General features: G+C 71.0%; 16 protein-coding genes. 9 read left to right on the top strand and 7 right to left on the bottom strand.

What is annotated here, in order from left to right; genetic code table 11:
* Window positions 1-11: 11 nt before the first annotated feature.
* Window positions 12-485, bottom strand: coding sequence for an Lrp/AsnC family transcriptional regulator (locus PIR02_17935; GenBank protein ID WZH36607.1), 474 nt, complete (start codon window positions 483-485; stop codon window positions 12-14).
* Between the two features lie 176 nt (window positions 486-661).
* On the opposite strand from PIR02_17935, the gene pdhA reads away from it, so the two are divergent.
* The 4 genes from pdhA to PIR02_17915 all read left to right on the top strand — a co-directional run bounded on the left by pdhA (window position 662) and on the right by PIR02_17915 (window position 5,566).
* A complete protein-coding gene (gene pdhA / locus PIR02_17930; protein ID WZH39041.1) occupies window positions 662-1,783 on the top strand; it encodes a pyruvate dehydrogenase (acetyl-transferring) E1 component subunit alpha in 1,122 nt (373 codons plus the stop codon).
* On the top strand, window positions 1,780-2,781 hold the full coding sequence (locus tag PIR02_17925; protein ID WZH36606.1) for an alpha-ketoacid dehydrogenase subunit beta: 1,002 nt from the start codon (window positions 1,780-1,782) through the stop codon (window positions 2,779-2,781). The genes pdhA and PIR02_17925 overlap by 4 nt, the downstream gene beginning before the upstream one ends.
* Complete coding sequence (locus PIR02_17920) at window positions 2,778-4,334, top strand: dihydrolipoamide acetyltransferase family protein (protein WZH36605.1); 1,557 nt, start codon at window positions 2,778-2,780, stop codon at window positions 4,332-4,334. Before PIR02_17925 ends, PIR02_17920 begins: the two co-directional genes overlap by 4 nt.
* 62 nt (window positions 4,335-4,396) lie before the next feature.
* A complete protein-coding gene (locus PIR02_17915; protein WZH36604.1) occupies window positions 4,397-5,566 on the top strand; it encodes an acyl-CoA dehydrogenase family protein in 1,170 nt (389 codons plus the stop codon).
* 9 nt (window positions 5,567-5,575) lie between these two features.
* Here the strand turns inward: PIR02_17915 and PIR02_17910 are convergent, their stop codons facing one another.
* Both PIR02_17910 and PIR02_17905 read right to left on the bottom strand, forming a co-directional pair.
* Window positions 5,576-6,163: a histidine phosphatase family protein gene (locus PIR02_17910; protein ID WZH36603.1), complete on the bottom strand. Its 588-nt coding sequence runs from the start codon at window positions 6,161-6,163 to the stop codon at window positions 5,576-5,578.
* A gap of 131 nt (window positions 6,164-6,294) precedes the next feature.
* Window positions 6,295-7,107 carry an alpha/beta hydrolase gene (locus PIR02_17905; protein ID WZH36602.1) on the bottom strand — a complete coding sequence of 271 codons (813 nt, stop codon included), beginning with the start codon at window positions 7,105-7,107 and terminating at the stop codon, window positions 6,295-6,297.
* A gap of 198 nt (window positions 7,108-7,305) precedes the next feature.
* Between PIR02_17905 and PIR02_17900 the strand changes: the two genes are divergently transcribed.
* From PIR02_17900 to PIR02_17890, 3 genes are read left to right on the top strand one after another with little or no spacing between them, the layout of a single operon-like run.
* A complete protein-coding gene (locus tag PIR02_17900) occupies window positions 7,306-8,406 on the top strand; it encodes a cupin domain-containing protein (GenBank protein WZH36601.1) in 1,101 nt (366 codons plus the stop codon).
* Window positions 8,403-9,227: a fumarylacetoacetate hydrolase family protein gene (locus PIR02_17895; protein WZH36600.1), complete on the top strand. Its 825-nt coding sequence runs from the start codon at window positions 8,403-8,405 to the stop codon at window positions 9,225-9,227. The genes PIR02_17900 and PIR02_17895 overlap by 4 nt, the downstream gene beginning before the upstream one ends.
* Window positions 9,224-10,009 (top strand): maleylpyruvate isomerase family mycothiol-dependent enzyme, encoded by a 786-nt coding sequence (locus tag PIR02_17890; protein WZH36599.1) that lies wholly within the window; start codon window positions 9,224-9,226, stop codon window positions 10,007-10,009. Before PIR02_17895 ends, PIR02_17890 begins: the two co-directional genes overlap by 4 nt.
* A gap of 104 nt (window positions 10,010-10,113) precedes the next feature.
* Here PIR02_17890 and PIR02_17885 read toward each other — a convergent pair whose 3' ends face one another.
* Genes PIR02_17885 through PIR02_17875 form a run of 3 tightly spaced genes read right to left on the bottom strand, consistent with a single transcriptional unit; the run spans window position 10,114 to window position 13,888 of the window.
* Complete coding sequence (locus PIR02_17885) at window positions 10,114-10,725, bottom strand: flavin reductase family protein (GenBank protein WZH36598.1); 612 nt, start codon at window positions 10,723-10,725, stop codon at window positions 10,114-10,116.
* The gene (locus PIR02_17880; protein ID WZH36597.1) at window positions 10,725-12,401 is read right to left on the bottom strand and encodes an AMP-binding protein; all 1,677 of its coding nucleotides are present in this window, start codon (window positions 12,399-12,401) and stop codon (window positions 10,725-10,727) included. Before PIR02_17880 ends, PIR02_17885 begins: the two co-directional genes overlap by 1 nt.
* Window positions 12,398-13,888, bottom strand: a complete 1,491-nt coding sequence (locus PIR02_17875; protein WZH36596.1) for an FAD-dependent monooxygenase — start codon at window positions 13,886-13,888, stop codon at window positions 12,398-12,400. Before PIR02_17875 ends, PIR02_17880 begins: the two co-directional genes overlap by 4 nt.
* Window positions 13,889-13,996: 108 nt before the next feature.
* On the opposite strand from PIR02_17875, the gene PIR02_17870 reads away from it, so the two are divergent.
* Window positions 13,997-14,836 (top strand): PaaX family transcriptional regulator C-terminal domain-containing protein, encoded by an 840-nt coding sequence (locus PIR02_17870; GenBank protein ID WZH36595.1) that lies wholly within the window; start codon window positions 13,997-13,999, stop codon window positions 14,834-14,836.
* Window positions 14,837-14,851: 15 nt separating this feature from the next.
* On the opposite strand, the gene PIR02_17865 is transcribed toward PIR02_17870, so the two are convergent.
* Complete coding sequence (locus PIR02_17865) at window positions 14,852-15,700, bottom strand: NAD-dependent deacetylase (GenBank protein ID WZH36594.1); 849 nt, start codon at window positions 15,698-15,700, stop codon at window positions 14,852-14,854.
* Window positions 15,701-15,778: 78 nt separating this feature from the next.
* Here PIR02_17865 and PIR02_17860 point away from each other — a divergent pair, with 78 nt between their 5' ends.
* Complete coding sequence (locus tag PIR02_17860; GenBank protein WZH36593.1) at window positions 15,779-16,981, top strand: amidohydrolase family protein; 1,203 nt, start codon at window positions 15,779-15,781, stop codon at window positions 16,979-16,981.
* Window positions 16,982-17,005 lie beyond the last annotated feature (24 nt).

Genomic DNA, 17,005 nt, shown 5'->3' with positions numbered 1-17,005 from the left:
CCCCTCGCGGGCTAGATCTCGCCCCGCGCCAGATTCATCAGCGGGCCCACGCGATACCCGATGACCTCGCCCATCACCAGGGACGTCTCGGTGCGTTCGACGCCCTCGATCGCGAGGATCCGCGCGTCGGTGTCGAACAGGTGCTGGGTATCACGGCAGGCCACCCGCACGAGCAGGTCGACCTGACCGCTCAGCCCGTGCGCCTGAAGCACCTCGGGCACCTTCGCGAGTTCCTGGCGGATCGCCGGGAGCTCGGCCTGGCGCACCGTGACCTGCAGAAACGCCTCGATGGGGAACCCCAGCGCTTCCGCGGAGAGCGTGCGTTCATACGACAAGAAGACGCCCCCGCGCTCGAGTCGGCTCATGCGAGCCTGCACGGTGTTGCGCGACAGACTCAGCTTCTCGGCGAGCGCGACGACCGTGGCGCGCGGGTCGGCGGAGAGAGCGCGGAGGAGGTCGAGGTCGACGGCGTCGAGCTTGCTCATGGTGCGAAACATTAGCAGGGTGCCTGGCCTCCCAGATGTGCAGAATGCTGAGTTATCTCCGGAGGTCTTGAGCGCCCTGCCTTCCACGCGTACGGTCGGCCGTGTCGGCGGCGCTGCCGGCACCCGGACCGCCCCGGCTCTCACGAGGAGCCCCGGCCGCAGCTGGAGGGATGACGATGACGTACACCCAGACCCAGGACTCCCTCACCGGGGGAGTCCCCGACGAGGGGAACCACGACGCGCTGCGCGTGCTCGAGCCCGACGGCACGCGAGTCTCCGACGCCACACTCGATCCCTGGATCGCAGACCTGTCGCCGCACGAGCTGCGCGCCCTCCACCGCGACATGGTCCTCACCCGCCGACTCGATGCCGAGGGCGTCGCCCTGCAGCGCCAAGGGCAGCTCGCCCTGTGGGCGCCGTGCCGCGGCCAGGAGGCGGTCCAGGTCGGGACCGCCCACGCGCTGGCCCCGGGTGACTTCGTCTTCCCGAGCTACCGCGAGCACGGTGTGCTGCTCGGGCGCGGGGCCCAGCCCGCCGACTACGTGCTGGCGTGGCGCGGCGAGGAGCACTCGGCCTACGACCACACGACCATCAACGCCGCTCCGCCGCAGATCATCATCGGCGCACAGTCGTTGCACGCCACGGGCTGGGCGATGGGTGCCCAGCGCGACGGCTCGACCGACGTCGCCGTCGCGTACTACGGCGACGGCGCCACCAGTCAGGGCGATGTCAACGAGGCCCTGGTGTTCGCCTCCTCGTTCCGAGCTCCCGTCGTGTTCGTCTGCTCGAACAACCAGTGGGCGATCAGCGAGCCCGTCACCGTCCAGGCGAAGTACCCCATCGCGGGTCGGGCGCCGGGGTTCGGCATCCCGAGTCTGCGGATTGACGGCAACGACGCCCTCGCCTGTGTCGCCGCGATGCGCTGGGCGCTCGACCGCGCGCGACGAGGGGAGGGACCGTCGTTCATCGAGGCCGTGACCTACCGGATGGGCCCGCACACCACCAGTGACGACCCCACCCGGTATCGCGCGGCCGATGAGGTCGAGGCATGGGCGGGGCGCGATCCGATCGCCCGGCTCGAGGCGTACCTGCGCGCCGAGGGCGTGCTCGACGACTCGGGACTCGACGAGGTCGCACGGGCGGCCGACGCGCTCGCCGCCGAGGTGCGGGCCGCGTGCATCGGCGCAACCACCCGCGCTCCCGAGACGATGTTCGACCACGTCTACGCCGAGCCGCACGCAGGGCTCGCCCGACAGAAGGCCGAGTACGCGGAGTACCTCGCGGGGTTCGAGAAATGACCGCGCTCACGCTCGGCGCCGCCATCAACGCCGGTCTGTCGAAAGCCCTCGAAACCGACGAGAAGGTCCAGCTCATGGGGGAGGACATCGGCAAGCTCGGCGGTGTCTTCCGCGTCACCGACGGACTGCAGCAGCGCTTCGGCGCACAGCGCGTCGTCGACACCCCTCTCGCCGAGGCCGGCATCGTCGGCACGGCCGTGGGGCTCGCCCTCCGCGGCTACCGGCCCGTGGTCGAGATCCAGTTCGACGGCTTCGTCTACCCGGCCTTCGACCAGATCGTCTGCCAGGTCGCCAAGCTCCATTACCGCAGCAACGGCCGGATCCGGATGCCGCTGGTCATCCGCATCCCGTGGGCGGGCGGCGTCGGGGCGGCCGAACACCACTCCGAGTCGCCCGAGGCGTACTTCGTCCACACGGCCGGACTGCGTGTCGTCGCGCCCTCGAACCCCCAGGACGCGTACGTCATGCTGCAGCAGGCCGTGGCATCCGACGATCCCGTGATCTTCTTCGAGCCGAAGCGTCTGTACCACTCGAAGGGCGAGGTGGATCCGGATGCCGACCTCGCCGACGCTCCGCCGATGCACCTCGCCCGTGTCGCCCGTGAGGGCACCGAGGTCACGATCGTCACCTACGGTGCCCAGGTGCGCACGGCTCTCGACGCCGCGCTCGCCGCCGAAGACGACGGGGTCTCGCTCGAGGTCATCGATCTGCGCTCTCTCTCGCCGATCGATATGAACACCATCGCCGCCTCCGTCCGGAAGACAGGTCGCGTCGTCGTCACCCACGAGGCCGCGCGCGAGGCGGGGGTGGGGGCCGAACTCGTCGCGAGCATCACCGAGCAGTGCTTCGAGTATCTGGAGGCTTCGCCTCAGCGGGTCACCGGGCACGACATCCCGTATCCGCCGTCGAAACTCGAGAGGCATCACGTGCCGGATCTGGATCGCATCCTGTTCGCGGTGGACCGGGTGCTCGAACGCGGGGAGGGGGTGCTGCGATGATCGCGGAGTTTCTGCTTCCCGACCTCGGCGAAGGGCTCCCCGAGGCCGAGATCGTTCAGTGGCACGTGTCGGAAGGCGACACCGTCACGCTCAACCAGACGATCGCCGAGGTCGAGACGGCCAAGGCGATCGTCGAGATCCCCTCGCCGTACGCCGGAACCGTGGAGGGGCTGCACGCGGCTGCGGGCGACGTCGTCGCGGTCGGTTCGCCGCTGGTGTCGTTCACGGTGGAGGGGGCGGGAGCCGGGAGTCCGGCCGAGTCTGAGGCCTCGGCGTCCGGGGACCGTCCCGCGGAATTCGCGGCCGACACGCCGGGAGCCGCGGCCTTGGGGCGGCGTGCCGCGGGTGATCTCCGCGCGACGGCGCGCGGGGCCGCGGCCGAGGGCGCGAGCCGTGCGGCGGAGTTCGCGGCCGACACGCCGGGAGCCGCGGTCTCGGGGCGGCGTGCCGGGGACGATCTCCGCGCGACGGTACTGGGCGGCGCGTCCGAGAAGGCCACCCCGAATCTCGTCGGCTACGGCGCAGCCCCGTCGTCGGGAACCCGTCCGCGGCGGCGCGCGCGCCGCGGGGCGACGACCCTCGACGCCGACACCGCTGTCCGCGAGGCCGCCCCCCATGACGTGCTGCGCACCGGGCCGATCGACCTGCCGTTCGAGCGGCCCCGGTCGACCCCGCCGGTCCGCAAGCTCGCGAAAGACCTCGGGGTCGATCTCGTGCTCGTGGCGAGCGCCCACCCGGGCGAGACGATCACTCGCGCCCACGTCGAGGAGTTCGCGGCGCGCACGCCCGCGGCATCCTCTCCTTCCTCATCCGCGTCGACGGTCCCCCCGGCCAGTCCCGACTCCCTTATCCCGCGTGTCACCCGGACTCCCATCCGCGGCGTGCGCAAGCACACTGCCGCCGCCATGGTGCAGAGTGCCTTCACCGCGCCTCATGCGACGACGTTCCTCACGCTCGACGTCACCGCGACGACCGCGCTGCTGGCCTCCCTCAAGGCCGACCGCTCCCTCGACGGGCACCGTATCGGTGTGCTCGCGATCGTCGCGAAGGCCGTGTGCCTGGCGCTCGGGCGTACGCCGGCGCTCAACGCGAAATGGGACGAGGGCGCGGACGAGATCGTCGAGCACCACTACGTCAACCTCGGGATCGCCGCGGCGACCGAGCGGGGGCTCGTGGTGCCGGTGATCTCGGATGCCGATCGCCTGCCGCTCGTCGAGCTCGCCGACGCGATCGCCGAGCTCGCCGCCACCGCCCGCGCGGGGCGGACGGCGCCCGCCGCGATGACCGGGGGCACGTTCTCCATCACCAATGTGGGCGTCTTCGGCGTGGATGCCGGAACACCCATCCTCAACCCCGGCGAGGCCGGGATCCTCGCCGTCGGTGCCGTCCGGCGCACCCCGTGGGAACACGACGGCGAGATCGCCCTGCGCGACGTGCTGACGCTCAGCCTGTCGTTCGACCACCGCGTGGTCGACGGCGCCGAGGCGGCGCGATTCCTCACGGACGTCGCCGGCGTTCTGCGCGAACCCGGCCGCGCGATGCTGCTGCGCTGATCCGCGCTGACCGACATGCGCTGACCGCGCTGCGTGATTTACCACCGAGAAGGAGACTCCCCGTGAGCATCGACAGCCAGCAGGCCTTCACCGACGACGAGCGTGAACTCGCCGCGATGGTCCGCGAGTTCGCCGACGACGTGATCGCGCCGCGATCGTACGAGGCGGATCGCGCCCACGAACTGCCCCTCGACATCGTCGCGCAGATGGGGGAGATCGGGCTGTTCGGTCTGCCCTTCCCCGAGGACGTCGGTGGCCAGGGCGGCGACTACGCGAGCCTGTGCGTGGCCATCGAGGGGATCGCGCGCGTCGATCAGTCGATGGCGATCACCCTGGAGGCGGGCGTCGGACTCGGCGCCATGCCGCTCTATCGCTACGGCACCGACGCACAGAAGAACGAGTACCTGCCCGATCTCGTCGCCGGACGCGCGCTCGCCGGCTTCGGACTCACCGAGGCAGAGGCGGGAAGCGATGCGGGTGCGACCCGCACGACCGCGCGCCTGGAGAGCGGGGAGTGGGTGATCGACGGATCGAAGCAGTTCATCACCAACTCCGGCACCGCCATCACCCGCTTCGTCACGGTCACGGCGGTCACCGGACGTCTCGGCGACCGGCCCGAGATCTCGACCATCATCGTGCCGAACGGGACCCCCGGCTTCACCGTCGGTCCCGCGTACGACAAGGTCGGATGGAACGCCTCCGACACGCATCCGCTGAGTTTCGACGGGGCGCGCGTTCCCGAGGCGAACCTCCTCGGCGAGCGCGGACAGGGGTTCAAGAACTTCCTGCGCACGCTCGACGAGGGCCGCGTGGCGATCGCGGCTCTCGCGACGGGAGCGGCGGAGGGATGCCTCGAAGCCGCCGTCGACTACGCGCGGGCTCGTACGGTGTTCGGGGAGCGACTGTCGACGCGCCAGAGCATCCAGTTCCTGCTCGCGCGGATGCACGCCCGCGTCCACACGGCGCGCCTCGCGTGGGTGCACGCCGCGCGCCTGTGCGACGCGGGCAAGCCCTTCTCAGTGGACGCCGCGGTCGCGAAGATGACCGCGAGCGACGCCGCGATGGCGAACGCCCGTGACGCGACGCAGGTGTTCGGCGGGAACGGCTTCATCAACGAGTACCCCGTCGCGCGGCACTACCGGGACTCGAAGATCCTCGAGATCGGCGAGGGCACGACCGAGGTGCAGCTCATGGTCATCTCGCGGGCGCTGGGGCTGACCGCTGTCAGCTGAGCGAGGGGCTCAGCTCGCGACGCCGGAGTAGGAGAGCATCTCCCAGGACTGACCGTCGAGGCGGAACGTCGTCGCGGAGCAGTTGGGCAGCCGTTCGCCCTCGCGGGGAAAGGCGCCATCGGTGGCGAACAGGATGACCTCGCGGATCAGCGCGCCGTGCGCGACGGCGATGATGTCGACGCCCTCGGGAGTGTCCGCGAGGATCTCGGCGATCGCGGCGAGCGCGCGCTCCCGCACGACCGGCCAGGTCTCGGCGCCGGGGACGTCGGCCGCGTGCCACGGGCCGTACGTCTCGTAGAACGACGGAGCGTCCATGCCCTCGGCGTCGCCGTAGGAGCGTTCCTGGAGCCCCGGCATCCGTCGCCTCACGGTGGTGCCCAGGGCGTCGGCGATGATGTCGGCGGTCTCGGCGGCGCGGGAGAGGTCGCTCGAGACGACCACCGCGTCGCGACCCGCGTACTCGGCGGCGAGCGTCGCGGCGAGTCCTCGGGCTTGCGCGCGTCCGGTGTCGTTGAGGGGGATGTCGGTCGAGCCCTGGATGCGCCCTCCGGAGTTCCAGTCGGTCTCACCGTGTCGCACGAGGGTCAGGATCGTCACCCTTCGAGCCTAACCGGCGGGGCTCGCGCCCGGGTGTGCGTGCGGGTGCGGCTCGGCGTGCGCGCGGCGTCCGGGTGTGGCACGGCCCCGGCGCGGTCGGTCGCGCGCCGGGGCCGGGTCTCGGGATCGTGCTAGCGGGCGACCGTGTCGGCGTTCAGCGCACTCACGACCACGCGCGTGAAGCCTTCGGGGTCCGCGAGGTGGGCGAAGTGGTCCGCTCCCTCGATGTCGCTGATCGCCGCATTCGGCACGATCTCCGCGAGATCGTGCACCGACTGGTACAGGAACGACGTGGTCGCCGTCCCGGCGATCAGGTGGGTCGGGTCGTCGATCTCGGCGTACCCGGTGAGGTCGCCGCCCAGGGCGTCGATCTCGGCGAGCTCGCGCACCCAGGTGGGGGTGAGCGGCACACTCGCGCCCCACAACGGCGTCTCTCGGATGAACGGGATCGCCTCGGCGGGCACACGCACGAAGTTCACGAGCGCATACTCGAGAGCGGCGTCGAGGTCACCGGCATCCACCAGGTCGCGATAGCCCTGCAGGCGTTCGCCGGCGACGGGTCCCTGCACGGCCAACGGAGGCTCGTACGCGATGAGGGTGCCCCCGCCCAGACCGTGCTCGCGCGCGTAGGCGAGGGTGGCCAGGGCTCCGAACGAATGCCCGAGCAGGTGGGATCCGGGACCGGCGACCTCCCTCATCGCCGCGATGTCGGCGACCTCGTGGGCGAGCGAGTAATCGGCCGCGTCGCCGGTTCCGCCGCGGCCGCGTCGGTCGTACACGTAGAGGGTGACGTGTTCGGCGAGGGCTTCGCTGGCGGGGATCCACTGCTCCTTCGTCGCGATGCTCCCGTGCGTCACGACGAGCGCGGGCCCACTGCCGCGGCGGAAGTACGCAAGACGCGTCCCGTCGGACGAGGTCGTCTCGTGGTGCTCGAGTTCGGACATTGTCTGCCTCCTTGCAGATCGTCGATGCTCTCACCGGGGCCGCGGCGCGGTGCCACGGCATCCCGTGGCCACATGGTGTAACACATTCGCGTCTGGCGCAAGAGAAATGTCTCACATTCTCGCGATGTGTGACAAAAAACCGTTGCGCAACGGTGTGTAGTAATGCAATCTGAGAGGAGTCGACGTCAAGGAGGACCGATGAGCGAGACCATCACGCCGGTCGAGAATGCGATGCAGCCCGACGACACCCCCGAACTGCGCGCGCTGTACCGCGGTTTCGAGGAGCAGCACCTCATCCCGCTGTGGACGCAGCTCGACGACCTCATGCCGCAGGCCCCGCAGCCGAAAGCGATCCCCTGGGTGTGGCGATGGAGTGCCCTGCGCCCCCTCGCGGAGCGCGCCGGCGACCTCGTGCCGGTCGGTCGCGGAGGCGAGCGTCGGGCGATCGGGCTCGCCAACCCTGGTCTGCACGGGCGGGCGTACATCTCCCCGACGTTGTGGGCGGCGATCCAGCAGCTGGGGCCGCGCGAGACGGCACCCGAACACCGGCACTCGCAGAACGCGTTCCGCTTCGTGACGTCGGGGGAGGGCGTCTGGACCGTCGTCAACGGAGATCCCGTCCGCATGAGCCGCGGCGACTTCCTGCTCACCCCCGGGTGGCACTTCCACGGTCACCACAACGAGACCGACCAGTCGATGACCTGGATCGATGGACTCGACATCCCCTTCGCCTACCAGATGGACTCGGGGTTCTTCGAGTTCGGTTCCGAACGCGTCACCGACGAGGCGACCCCCAACTACTCCCGCTCCGAGCGCCTGTGGGCTCACCCCGGCCTCCTCCCGCTCGCGGGGCTCAGACGGACCGTGTCGAGCCCGATCGGCGCCTACCGGTGGGAGCGCACCGATGCCGCGCTCACCGACCAGCTGCTGCTCGAGGGCGAGGGGATGCCGGCGACCGTCGGCCCCGGCCACGCCGCCGTGCGATTCTCCAACCCCACCACCGGCGGCGACGTGATGCCCACCATCCGCGCCCAGTTCCACCGCTTGCGCGAGGGGGCGTCGACCCCGGTGCGACAGGAGGTCGGCTCGAACGTCTACCAGGTGTTCGAGGGGACCGGACGCGTGCTCTTGGGCGATCAGGAGCACACCGTCGAGCACGGCGACATCTTCGTGGTGCCCAGCTGGTGCCGCTTCCGCGTGCAGGCCGAGACACGCCTCGACCTGTTCCACTTCAGCGACACGCCCATCTTCGAGGGCCTGGGGCTGTACCGCGAGTTCGAAGAGGAGAACGACCGATGAAGCTCAGCACGATCCAGTGGAACGGCACCACGGCCGCCGCCCGCATCGACGGGCACACGGCCGTGGTGCTCGAGCGCTTCGCCGACGTCGGTGACCTGCTGCGGGCCGGTCCGGTCTCCGCGGTCGCGCACCTCGACGGACCGATCATCGACCTGGATGCCGTCCGCTTCGCGCCCGTGATCCTGGAGCCGAGCAAGATCGTCTGCGTCGGTCTGAACTACCGTGCCCACATCCTCGAGATGAAGCGCGACCTGCCCGACTACCCCGTGCTGTTCGCCAAGTTCGCCGACACCCTCGCCGCAGCCGGGGAAGACATCGCCCTGCCCGCGGAGAGTCCCGAGATCGACTGGGAGGGCGAGCTCGCCGTCGTCATCGGCGCCACCGTCCGCCGCGCCGATGCGGAACAGGCCGAGGACGCGATCGCCGGGTACACGATCGCCAATGACGTGTCGATGCGCGATTGGCAGTTCCGCACCCGCGAGTGGCTGCAGGGCAAGATGTGGGAGCGCTCGACACCCGTGGGCCCTGTCGTCGCCACCCCCGATGAGATCCCCTCCGACGCTCGCATGACGACGACCGTCGACGGCGTGCAGAAGCAGGTCGGCGACATCCACGACCTCGTCCACGGCCCGGTCGATCTCGTGCGCTACGTGTCCACGATCACGACGCTGCGCCCCGGAGACGTGATCCTCACCGGAACCCCCGGCGGCGTCGGCCATGCCCGCGAGCCGCGGGAGTATCTGGCATCCGGAAGCGTGGTCGAGGTCACCATCGACGGAATCGGGACGCTCGCCAACCGCTTCGTGGCGGAAGAGCCGTGACCGACCTCCCGCTCAGCGCCGAGGAGCGGGCGCTGCGCGAACGGCAGGGGGCGGGAGCGCGGTACGACGCCGACGCCGCCCCGCACGCCCACCTCGACCTCGCCCGCCGCGGTACGGCGTACTTCGCCCGGCGTCTCATGCAGCTCGACGACGCCGATCTCGACGCGCCGAGCCTGCTGCCCGGATGGACGCGGCGGCACCTCGTCGCGCACGTCGGGTACAACGCGCGTGCGGTCGCCCGCCTCGTCGAGTGGGCGCGCACGGGCGTCGAGAACCGCATGTACGCCTCCGACACGCAGAGGTGGGACGAGATCGTCTTGGGCGCGACCCTGCCCACGCGGGCCCTCCGCCACCTCGTCGACCACGCCGCAGTCCACCTCGACGTGGAGTGGCGCGACCTGAGCGACGCGCAGTGGGATGCGGAGGTCGTCACCGCGCAGGGGCGCACGGTCCCCGCGCGCGAGACGGCGTGGATGCGCGCGAAAGAGGTGTGGGTACACGCCGTCGACCTCGACAACGGCGGCTCGTTCCTCGACTTCCCCGCAGAGATGATCGACGCAGTCATCGCCGACGTGCTGCGTGCCTGGACCCGCCGCGCGGAGCCCGGGGCGGTCGTGCTGAGGGCCACCGACCGTGAGGCATCGCCGGGCGAGTACGGCGAGGGTGGGCCGGTCGTCGAGGGAGCCGCGGCTGACCTCGCCCGCTGGCTCGCCGGGCGCGGCGCCCGGCGCGTGCGGGTCGTGGGTGGCGGGGATCTGCCGGCGATCGCGCGCTGGTTCTGAGTTTCGCGCGGGACCTCGGGATCGCGTGCCATCGCCGAGGGCGCACCCGATGAGCGACGAACGGGTGCGCCCTCGGTCATCGCATGCGGGCCCGGCGTGCGGTCTCAGCCGCCCGGCACCGGCGGCAGCTCGACCACGTCACCGAGCGGGCTGTAGCGCGGGCCGGCGAGGCGCCCGATCGGGCGCAGCCGCTGCGTGTCGATGCTCGCGGCGCCCGTCGAGCCGAGCCGCACGACGTCGTCGCGGATCGACCAGGCGACGACAGTCCCCACGACGAACTCGCCGCCGGTGGGGCTGAACGCCGTCGTCGAGTGGTACCGGCACTCCATGCGGACGGGGGCGTCACGCAAGCCCGGGATGCCGATGAGCCGCGAGTCCTCGAGCGCGAGGCCGAGGCGGTCGGCTTCGCCGATCTCGGGTGGCATCCACTCGCTACTGGCGTGCAGCGCCTCGAGCATCGACTCGTCCGCGATGTTGACCACGAACTCGCCGTGCTCCTCGATGTTGCGGACGGTGTCTTTGCGTCCGCTCGGGCGCCTGTTGACGGTGAATCCAAGCATCGCCGGGTGCTGGCTCACCCAGGCGAACGAGCTGAAGGGCGCCAAGTTCACCGGGTCGTGGCCGCTCGTGACCCACGCGATCGGGCGGGGCACGACCGAGCCGACCAGGAGCCGGTAGGTGTCGGCGGGGGAGAGGTCTCCTGCGTCGATGAACATCAGCCGGCCTTTCCTGATGCCGTGAGCTCGGTGGCCTGCTCGAGCGCGAGGCGCTCGCGCAGCGCCTTCTTGTCGATCTTGCCGACCTTGGTGAGGGGGAGCTCGTCGACCGTGACGAGGTGGTCGGGGCGTTTGAACGCCGCGACGCCGGACGCGTCGAAGTGCGCGCGCACCGTGGCGAGGTCGAGGTCATGGCCGTCATGGAGGACGGCGAAGAGGCACACCGTTTCGCCGAGGGTGTCGTGGGGCATCGCCACGGCGGCCGCCAGCCGTACGCACGCGAGACCGTAGACGAGGTTCTCGACCTCTTCGGCAGAGATGTTCTCGCCGCCGCGGTTGATCATGTCTTTGCTGCGGCCCTCGACGACGAGGTTGCCGTCGGGGCGGAGGCGCACGATGTCTCCGGTGATGTAGAAGCCGTCGGGAGTGAAGGACCGCGCGTTCGCCTCGACGGCGTCGTAGTAGCCGCGCGGCGTGTACGGCCCGCGCGTCAACAGCACGCCGGGCTCGCCCGTGCCGACCTCGCGGCCCGTCGCCTCGTCGACGACCCGCAGCTCGTCCCGATCCGACACGGGCCGGCCCTGCGTGCGGACGATCGCCTCGACCGGGTCGTCGAGGCGCGTGACGTTGATGAGCCCTTCCGCCATGCCGAACACCTGCTGCAGCGTGCCGGGGAGGCCGCGCACCACGCGTTCTGCCAGCTCGTCCGCGAGGCGCGCGCCGCCCACCTGCAGCACACGCAGGCTCCGGAGGGCCTCGGCGCCGACGACGCCCGCGTGATCCAGCCAGGCGGCCACGACGGCCGGGACCGCCGCGGTGTGGGTGACGCCGTGCCGCTCGATCGCGGCGAACGCGCGTTCCGGGCGCGGGGAGCCCAGTGGCACCACGGTGCCGCCGGCGAGCAGTGTTCCGAGGATCCCGGGGCACGCGAGCGGGAAGTTGTGGCCCATCGGCAGAGTCGCGAGGTACACCGTGCCGGCGTCGACGGCGGCGGGGGGAGAGGTCAGCGCGATGTTGCAGAGGTAGTCGTCGTGCGTCCGTGCGATGAGCTTCGGCAGGCCCGTGGTCCCGCCGGAGAGGAGGAACACGGCGACGTCCGCGGCATCCGGTGTCGGGAGCGCCCGGTCGCGAGTCCTCTCATCGGACGGGGCGCACAGGGCGGTGAGGCTCTCCACGTCGGGGGAATGTCCGCTGTCGCCCAGGACGATGAGGTGTCGCACCGTCGGTGTCGACGCGCGAAGACCGCGGGCGAGCGCCAGGTGATCGAAGTCGCGCAGCGTGTCGGGGGTGATCAGCGCGACCGCTTCGGACGCGGAGACGAGGTGGCGAAGCTCGTGCTCGCGGTGGGCGGGCAGAGCCATGACCGGCACGACGCCGACCCGCAGGCATGCCAGCGTCAGCACGACGAACGTCCAGTGGTTGGGCAGCTGCACGACGATGCGGTCGTCGGGGACGAGGTCGAGGTCGAGCAGGCGCGCAGCGCACGCCTCGACGCGGTCGTGCAGGTCTGCGTAGGTCAGCGCGCGATCCTCGTCGACGAGGGCGATGTGATCGGTGTGAACCCGTGCCGCTGCGGCGAACGCGTCGCCCAGCGTGCGGCCCTGCCAGAGTCCTTCCGCGCGGTAGCGCTCCGCGAACGCGTCGGGCCAGGGCGTGGTCCCCTCGCGCGTCCTCATCGCAGCACCGCGTCCGCGCGGCCGGAGAGCACCAGGGTCATGGCGCGATCCTCGTCGCAATCGGGTTCGTCGATGATGGCCGCGACACCGTGGCGGAGCCGAGCGGCTTCGGCCGTGAGCTGGCGGTCGAGCGCGCTCCCGCCGGTCACGAGCACCGCGGTGGCGTCGGCGTGGCCGTGGAGCGCCTCGCGCACGGCGTCGTCGGGACGGATGCCGTCGCCCGCGGCGACCGTGACGACCGGGGGCAACTCCTCGCGGTCGAGGACGCGCCGATCGAGCAATCCGCTCATGATCGACTCGAGGGGTGGAGCGCCGTACCGGCTCTCCCATCGCTCGAGGGCACGGGCGACGGCCTCCGGGTCGCGGCGGGCGATCTTGGCCGCGGGCAGCGCGCGGGAGAAGAAGTGGAAGCCGAACTGCCACGGCTCGAACGCGTGGAAGTAGGTTCCGAAGTTCTCCCACCACGACAGGCTCGGCCGCGCCGCGCCCTGGATGCGGGCGACCTGCGGCTGACGCACGTTCTCGTACGCGACGAAGGCGGCCGCGATGTCGGTCGGGTGCGCGGCGAGCGCCTCGGCGAGCGCAATGGCATCCTCGAGCGACATCTTCGTCCCGCTGCCGACGGAGAAGTGGGCCGTGTGCACCGCGTCCCCCAGCAGCACCACGCGGCCCTCGTGCCAGCTCCGCGCGCGGATGGTGCGGAAATTGCCCCACCGGGAGTTGTTGCCGATGAGTCGGGCCCCGCCGATCAGCGGCGCGAAGATCTCCTCGAGGCGTCGCTGGCTGTGCTCGTCGCTCGGTCCCGGAGGAGTGGCCTGGTCGAACCCGTCGAGACCGGCGGCGCGCCAGGTGTCCTCGTCGGTCTCGACGATGAAGGTCGACAGGCCCCCTCCGATCGGGTACGCGTGTGCCGCGAAGACGCCGGGGACGTCGCCCGGGAGGCCGTCGACATGGGTGTGCAGGAACGTGAGTCCCTCGAACGGGGCGTCGGTGGCGAACCAGATGAACTTGGCCGCGGCGGTCTCGTAGGTCACCCCGAGGGCGTCGTCGCCGATCGCGGCGCGGGTCTGGGAGTTGGCCCCGTCCGCCGCGACGATCACGTCGTAGTCCGAGAGCTCGTCCACCTGCCGCGGCGTGGAGAAGTGCAGGTGCGCGCCGGCGTCGGTCGCACGCTGCTGCAGGGCGGCGAGGAGATCCTTGCGCAGGACCGCGCCCATCCCGTTGCCGCGGAACGTCATGGTCTCGCCCTTGGCGGTCACGCGGATCGTGTCCCACCGCACGCCCGAGGCGTCGAGGGTCTCGCGCAGCGCCGAGTCGGCGGCATCCACTCCGCTCTGGGTGGCGTCCGAGAACACGACCCCGAAGCCGAACGCCTCGTCGGCACGGTTGCGCTCGAAGAGATCGACACGGGAGTCGGGGATGTTCCGGGCGGCCAGGGCGGCGAACAGCAGTCCGCCGGGACCGCCTCCGATGATCGCGATACGCATGTCAGCCTCCTCGCTGAAGATGTCGAACCGTCACGACGCATCGAGTATGCAACATAAATTGGTCCTGCGCCATAGCTTCGTTACATGAGTCTCCGGTAACGTTCTCGCATGCGCCCCCGCTCCCTCGTCTTCACGCTCTTCGGAGACTACTTCCGCTACTGCGGTGTGGGAGAGGTTCCGCTGCGCGGTCTCAGCGACGTGCTCCAGCTCTTCGGCGTGGAGCCTGCCACGACCCGTGTCGTGATGTCGCGGCTGCGCGCCGAGGGCTGGTTCGAGACGCGTCGCGACGGGCGCCTCACGACCTACGTCCTCTCGCCGAAAGCCTGGCACCTGCTCGATGAGGGGCGCGAGCGCATCTTCCGTCACGTGTCCGGGGAGTGGGGCGGGGAGTGGACGCTCATCGCGACGCGCGCCGGAGACCGCTCCGCCCGCGATGAGGTGCGCAAGCAGCTGACCTGGCTGGGGTTCGGGCAACTGCAGCCGGCGATCTGGGTCGCCCCCGGCGATCGCCTGGTGGCCGCACGAGATCTCATGGATGCCGGCGGCGTGGGCTCCGACGTGTTCCTCAGTCGGAGCGGTGACCTCGACCGTGATCGTTCGATCGCCGCCCGCGGGTGGGATCTGGATGCCCTCGATGCCCAGTATCGCGTCTTCGTCGAGCGGCACGACCTCACGACGAAGCCCGCGACCGACGAGGACGCCCTCGTCGCGCGCGTCCGCCTCACCGACGACTACCGACGCTTCCCCTTCACCGACCCCGACCTTCCGGCCGTGCTCCTGCCGTCGCACTGGAGCGCCCCACGCGCACACGAGGTGTTCGTCCGACGTCACGACGACCTGCGAGACGCCGCCACGGCAGCCGTCGAGCGCCTCACGGGGATGAGTGTGCTCGGGGCCCACCGCGCGTTCCTCGAGGGCGGGGCGGTGGGGTTCACTCCCGCGGGGTGATGCCACCGCCGCGAATCAGAGCAGTCCCGGCAGCCGATCCGCGAAAGCGCGCAGGACGGACGTCGTGCCCCCGTCGATCTTCACGGCCGCACGGCGATCGGCCCGCGTCTCGCCCCGATTGATGATGACCACCGGCAGACGACGGCGCCGCGCGCGCTCGACGAGGCGGATGCCCGAGTTCACCACGAGCGACGACCCGGCGATGACGAGAGCCTCGCTCGCGTGGACGAGTTGTTCGGCCTCGCGGAACTTCTCGACCGGGATGTACTCGCCGAAGAACACCACGTCGGGTTTCAGCGTGCCCCCGCACACCGAGCACACGGGGACGACGAACCCGTCGGCGGAGGTCGGAGTGACGTCGCCGTCGGGTCCGAGCTCGACGTTCTCGGGTGCGGTGATCCACGGATTCTCCGCCTCGATGCGCTCGGCCAGATCACGGCGATCGAAGATCTGCCCGCAGTGCAGACAGCCGATGCGGCGCATCGTGCCGTGCAGCTCGACCACCCGGCTGCTGCCGGCGCGGACGTGCAGACCGTCGACGTTCTGCGTGACGACCCCGTTCGCGACACCCGCGAGCTCGAGATCGGCCAGGGCGCGGTGGCCGTCGTTGGGCTCGGCCGCCGCGAACACCTTCCACCCGAGATGACTGCCGACCCAGTACCGCCGTCGTGCCTCGGGGCTTGCGAGGAACTGCTGCACCGTCATGGGCGTCCGCGTGGGTGCACCCTTTCCGCGGTAGTCGGGGATGCCCGAATCCGTCGATACGCCCGCGCCGGTCAGCACCGCGATGCGGCGACCCGCGAGCACCTCGACGGCCCGATCGATGGATGCCAGGGACTCGGCATCCCTCGTCGTGTCGGTCATGCACACCTCCGTCGTGTCGAGTCTAGGACGGGTGATCGCGTACCGGACGCACGCAGGAGCGGCGTCGATACTGGGGGAATGAGCTCTCTCCCCCCACCCGCCATGCTCCCCATCACGAACCTCCGCCGCGTCCGGCCGTGGGGTGGCGAGCTCGTCGACATCGCCATCGACGACGGCGTCATCACCGCCGTCACCCCCGCGGGCACCGCGCCGCTCGGCGTGCGGGAGTTCGACGGGCGCGGGCTCCTCGCCCTGCCCGGGATCATCAACGCCCACGCGCACGTCGACAAATCGTGGTGGGGGCTGCCCTGGCAGTCCTACGGCGGAGAGGGGACGACCGAGGGGCGCATCCGGCACGAGAGGTCGGAACGGGAGGCCCTCGGCATCCCGTCGGTCGAGCGCTCCGCGTACGTCCTGCGCGAGTTCGTCCGTCACGGGACGACGGCCGTCCGGACGCACGTCGACGTCGACACCGGGATCGGGGTACGCGGAATCGCCGCGGTCGAGGAAGCCGCCGCGGCTTACGAGGGGGCGCTCGACGTCCGGATCGTGGCCTTCCCGCAGGACGGGATCCTGCGTCGTCCCGGCGTGCTCGACCTGCTCCGCGAGGCCGCCGGCCGCGACAGCGTCGACGTGATCGGAGGACTGGACCCGGCCACCATCGACCGCGACCCCGTCGGGCAGATCGACGCCATCACCGCGCTCGCCGCCGACACGGGCGTCGGCATCGACATCCACCTGCACGACCCGGCCGATCTCGGGGCGTTCCAGATCGAGGTCCTGATCGATCGCACCGCGCGACGCGGGCTGCAGGGGCGGGTGAACATCGCCCACGGCTTCGCCGTCGCGCAGCTCGAGCCCGCTCGCCGTCGCGACCTCCTGGCGGCGATGTCGGAGGTCGGTGTCACGATGACCACGGTCGCCCCCCTCCGCCTTCCGCAACTGCCGCTCGCCGAGCTCGATGGGGCCGGCGTGCCCTTCGCGTTCGGCACCGATGGCATCCGCGATCTGTGGAGCCCCTATGGCACGGGCGACACCCTCGGCATCGCCTGGCAGTACGCCCGAGCGGCCGGTCTGGTCCACGACGAGGATCTGCTCCGCGTCGTACAGCTCGCCACGAGCGCCGCCGCCTGGTCGGTGGGCCGCGAGACGCACGACCTCGTCGAAGGCGCCCGGGCCGACATCGTGCTGATGGATGCCGAGAACCCCCTCGACGCACTCGTGCGCCTGCCCGAGCGCGCTCTCGTCGTCGGCGGCGGACGGGTGCTGCACGTGGCGTGAGCACCGGCTCCCGGCATCCGGTCC

Origin of the sequence: Microbacterium enclense (assembly GCA_038182865.1) — a bacterium.
Lineage (GTDB): Bacteria > Actinomycetota > Actinomycetes > Actinomycetales > Microbacteriaceae > Microbacterium > Microbacterium enclense_B.
Note: the sequence above shows the minus strand (reverse complement) of the source record. Positions and strands in the feature narration are given on the sequence as shown.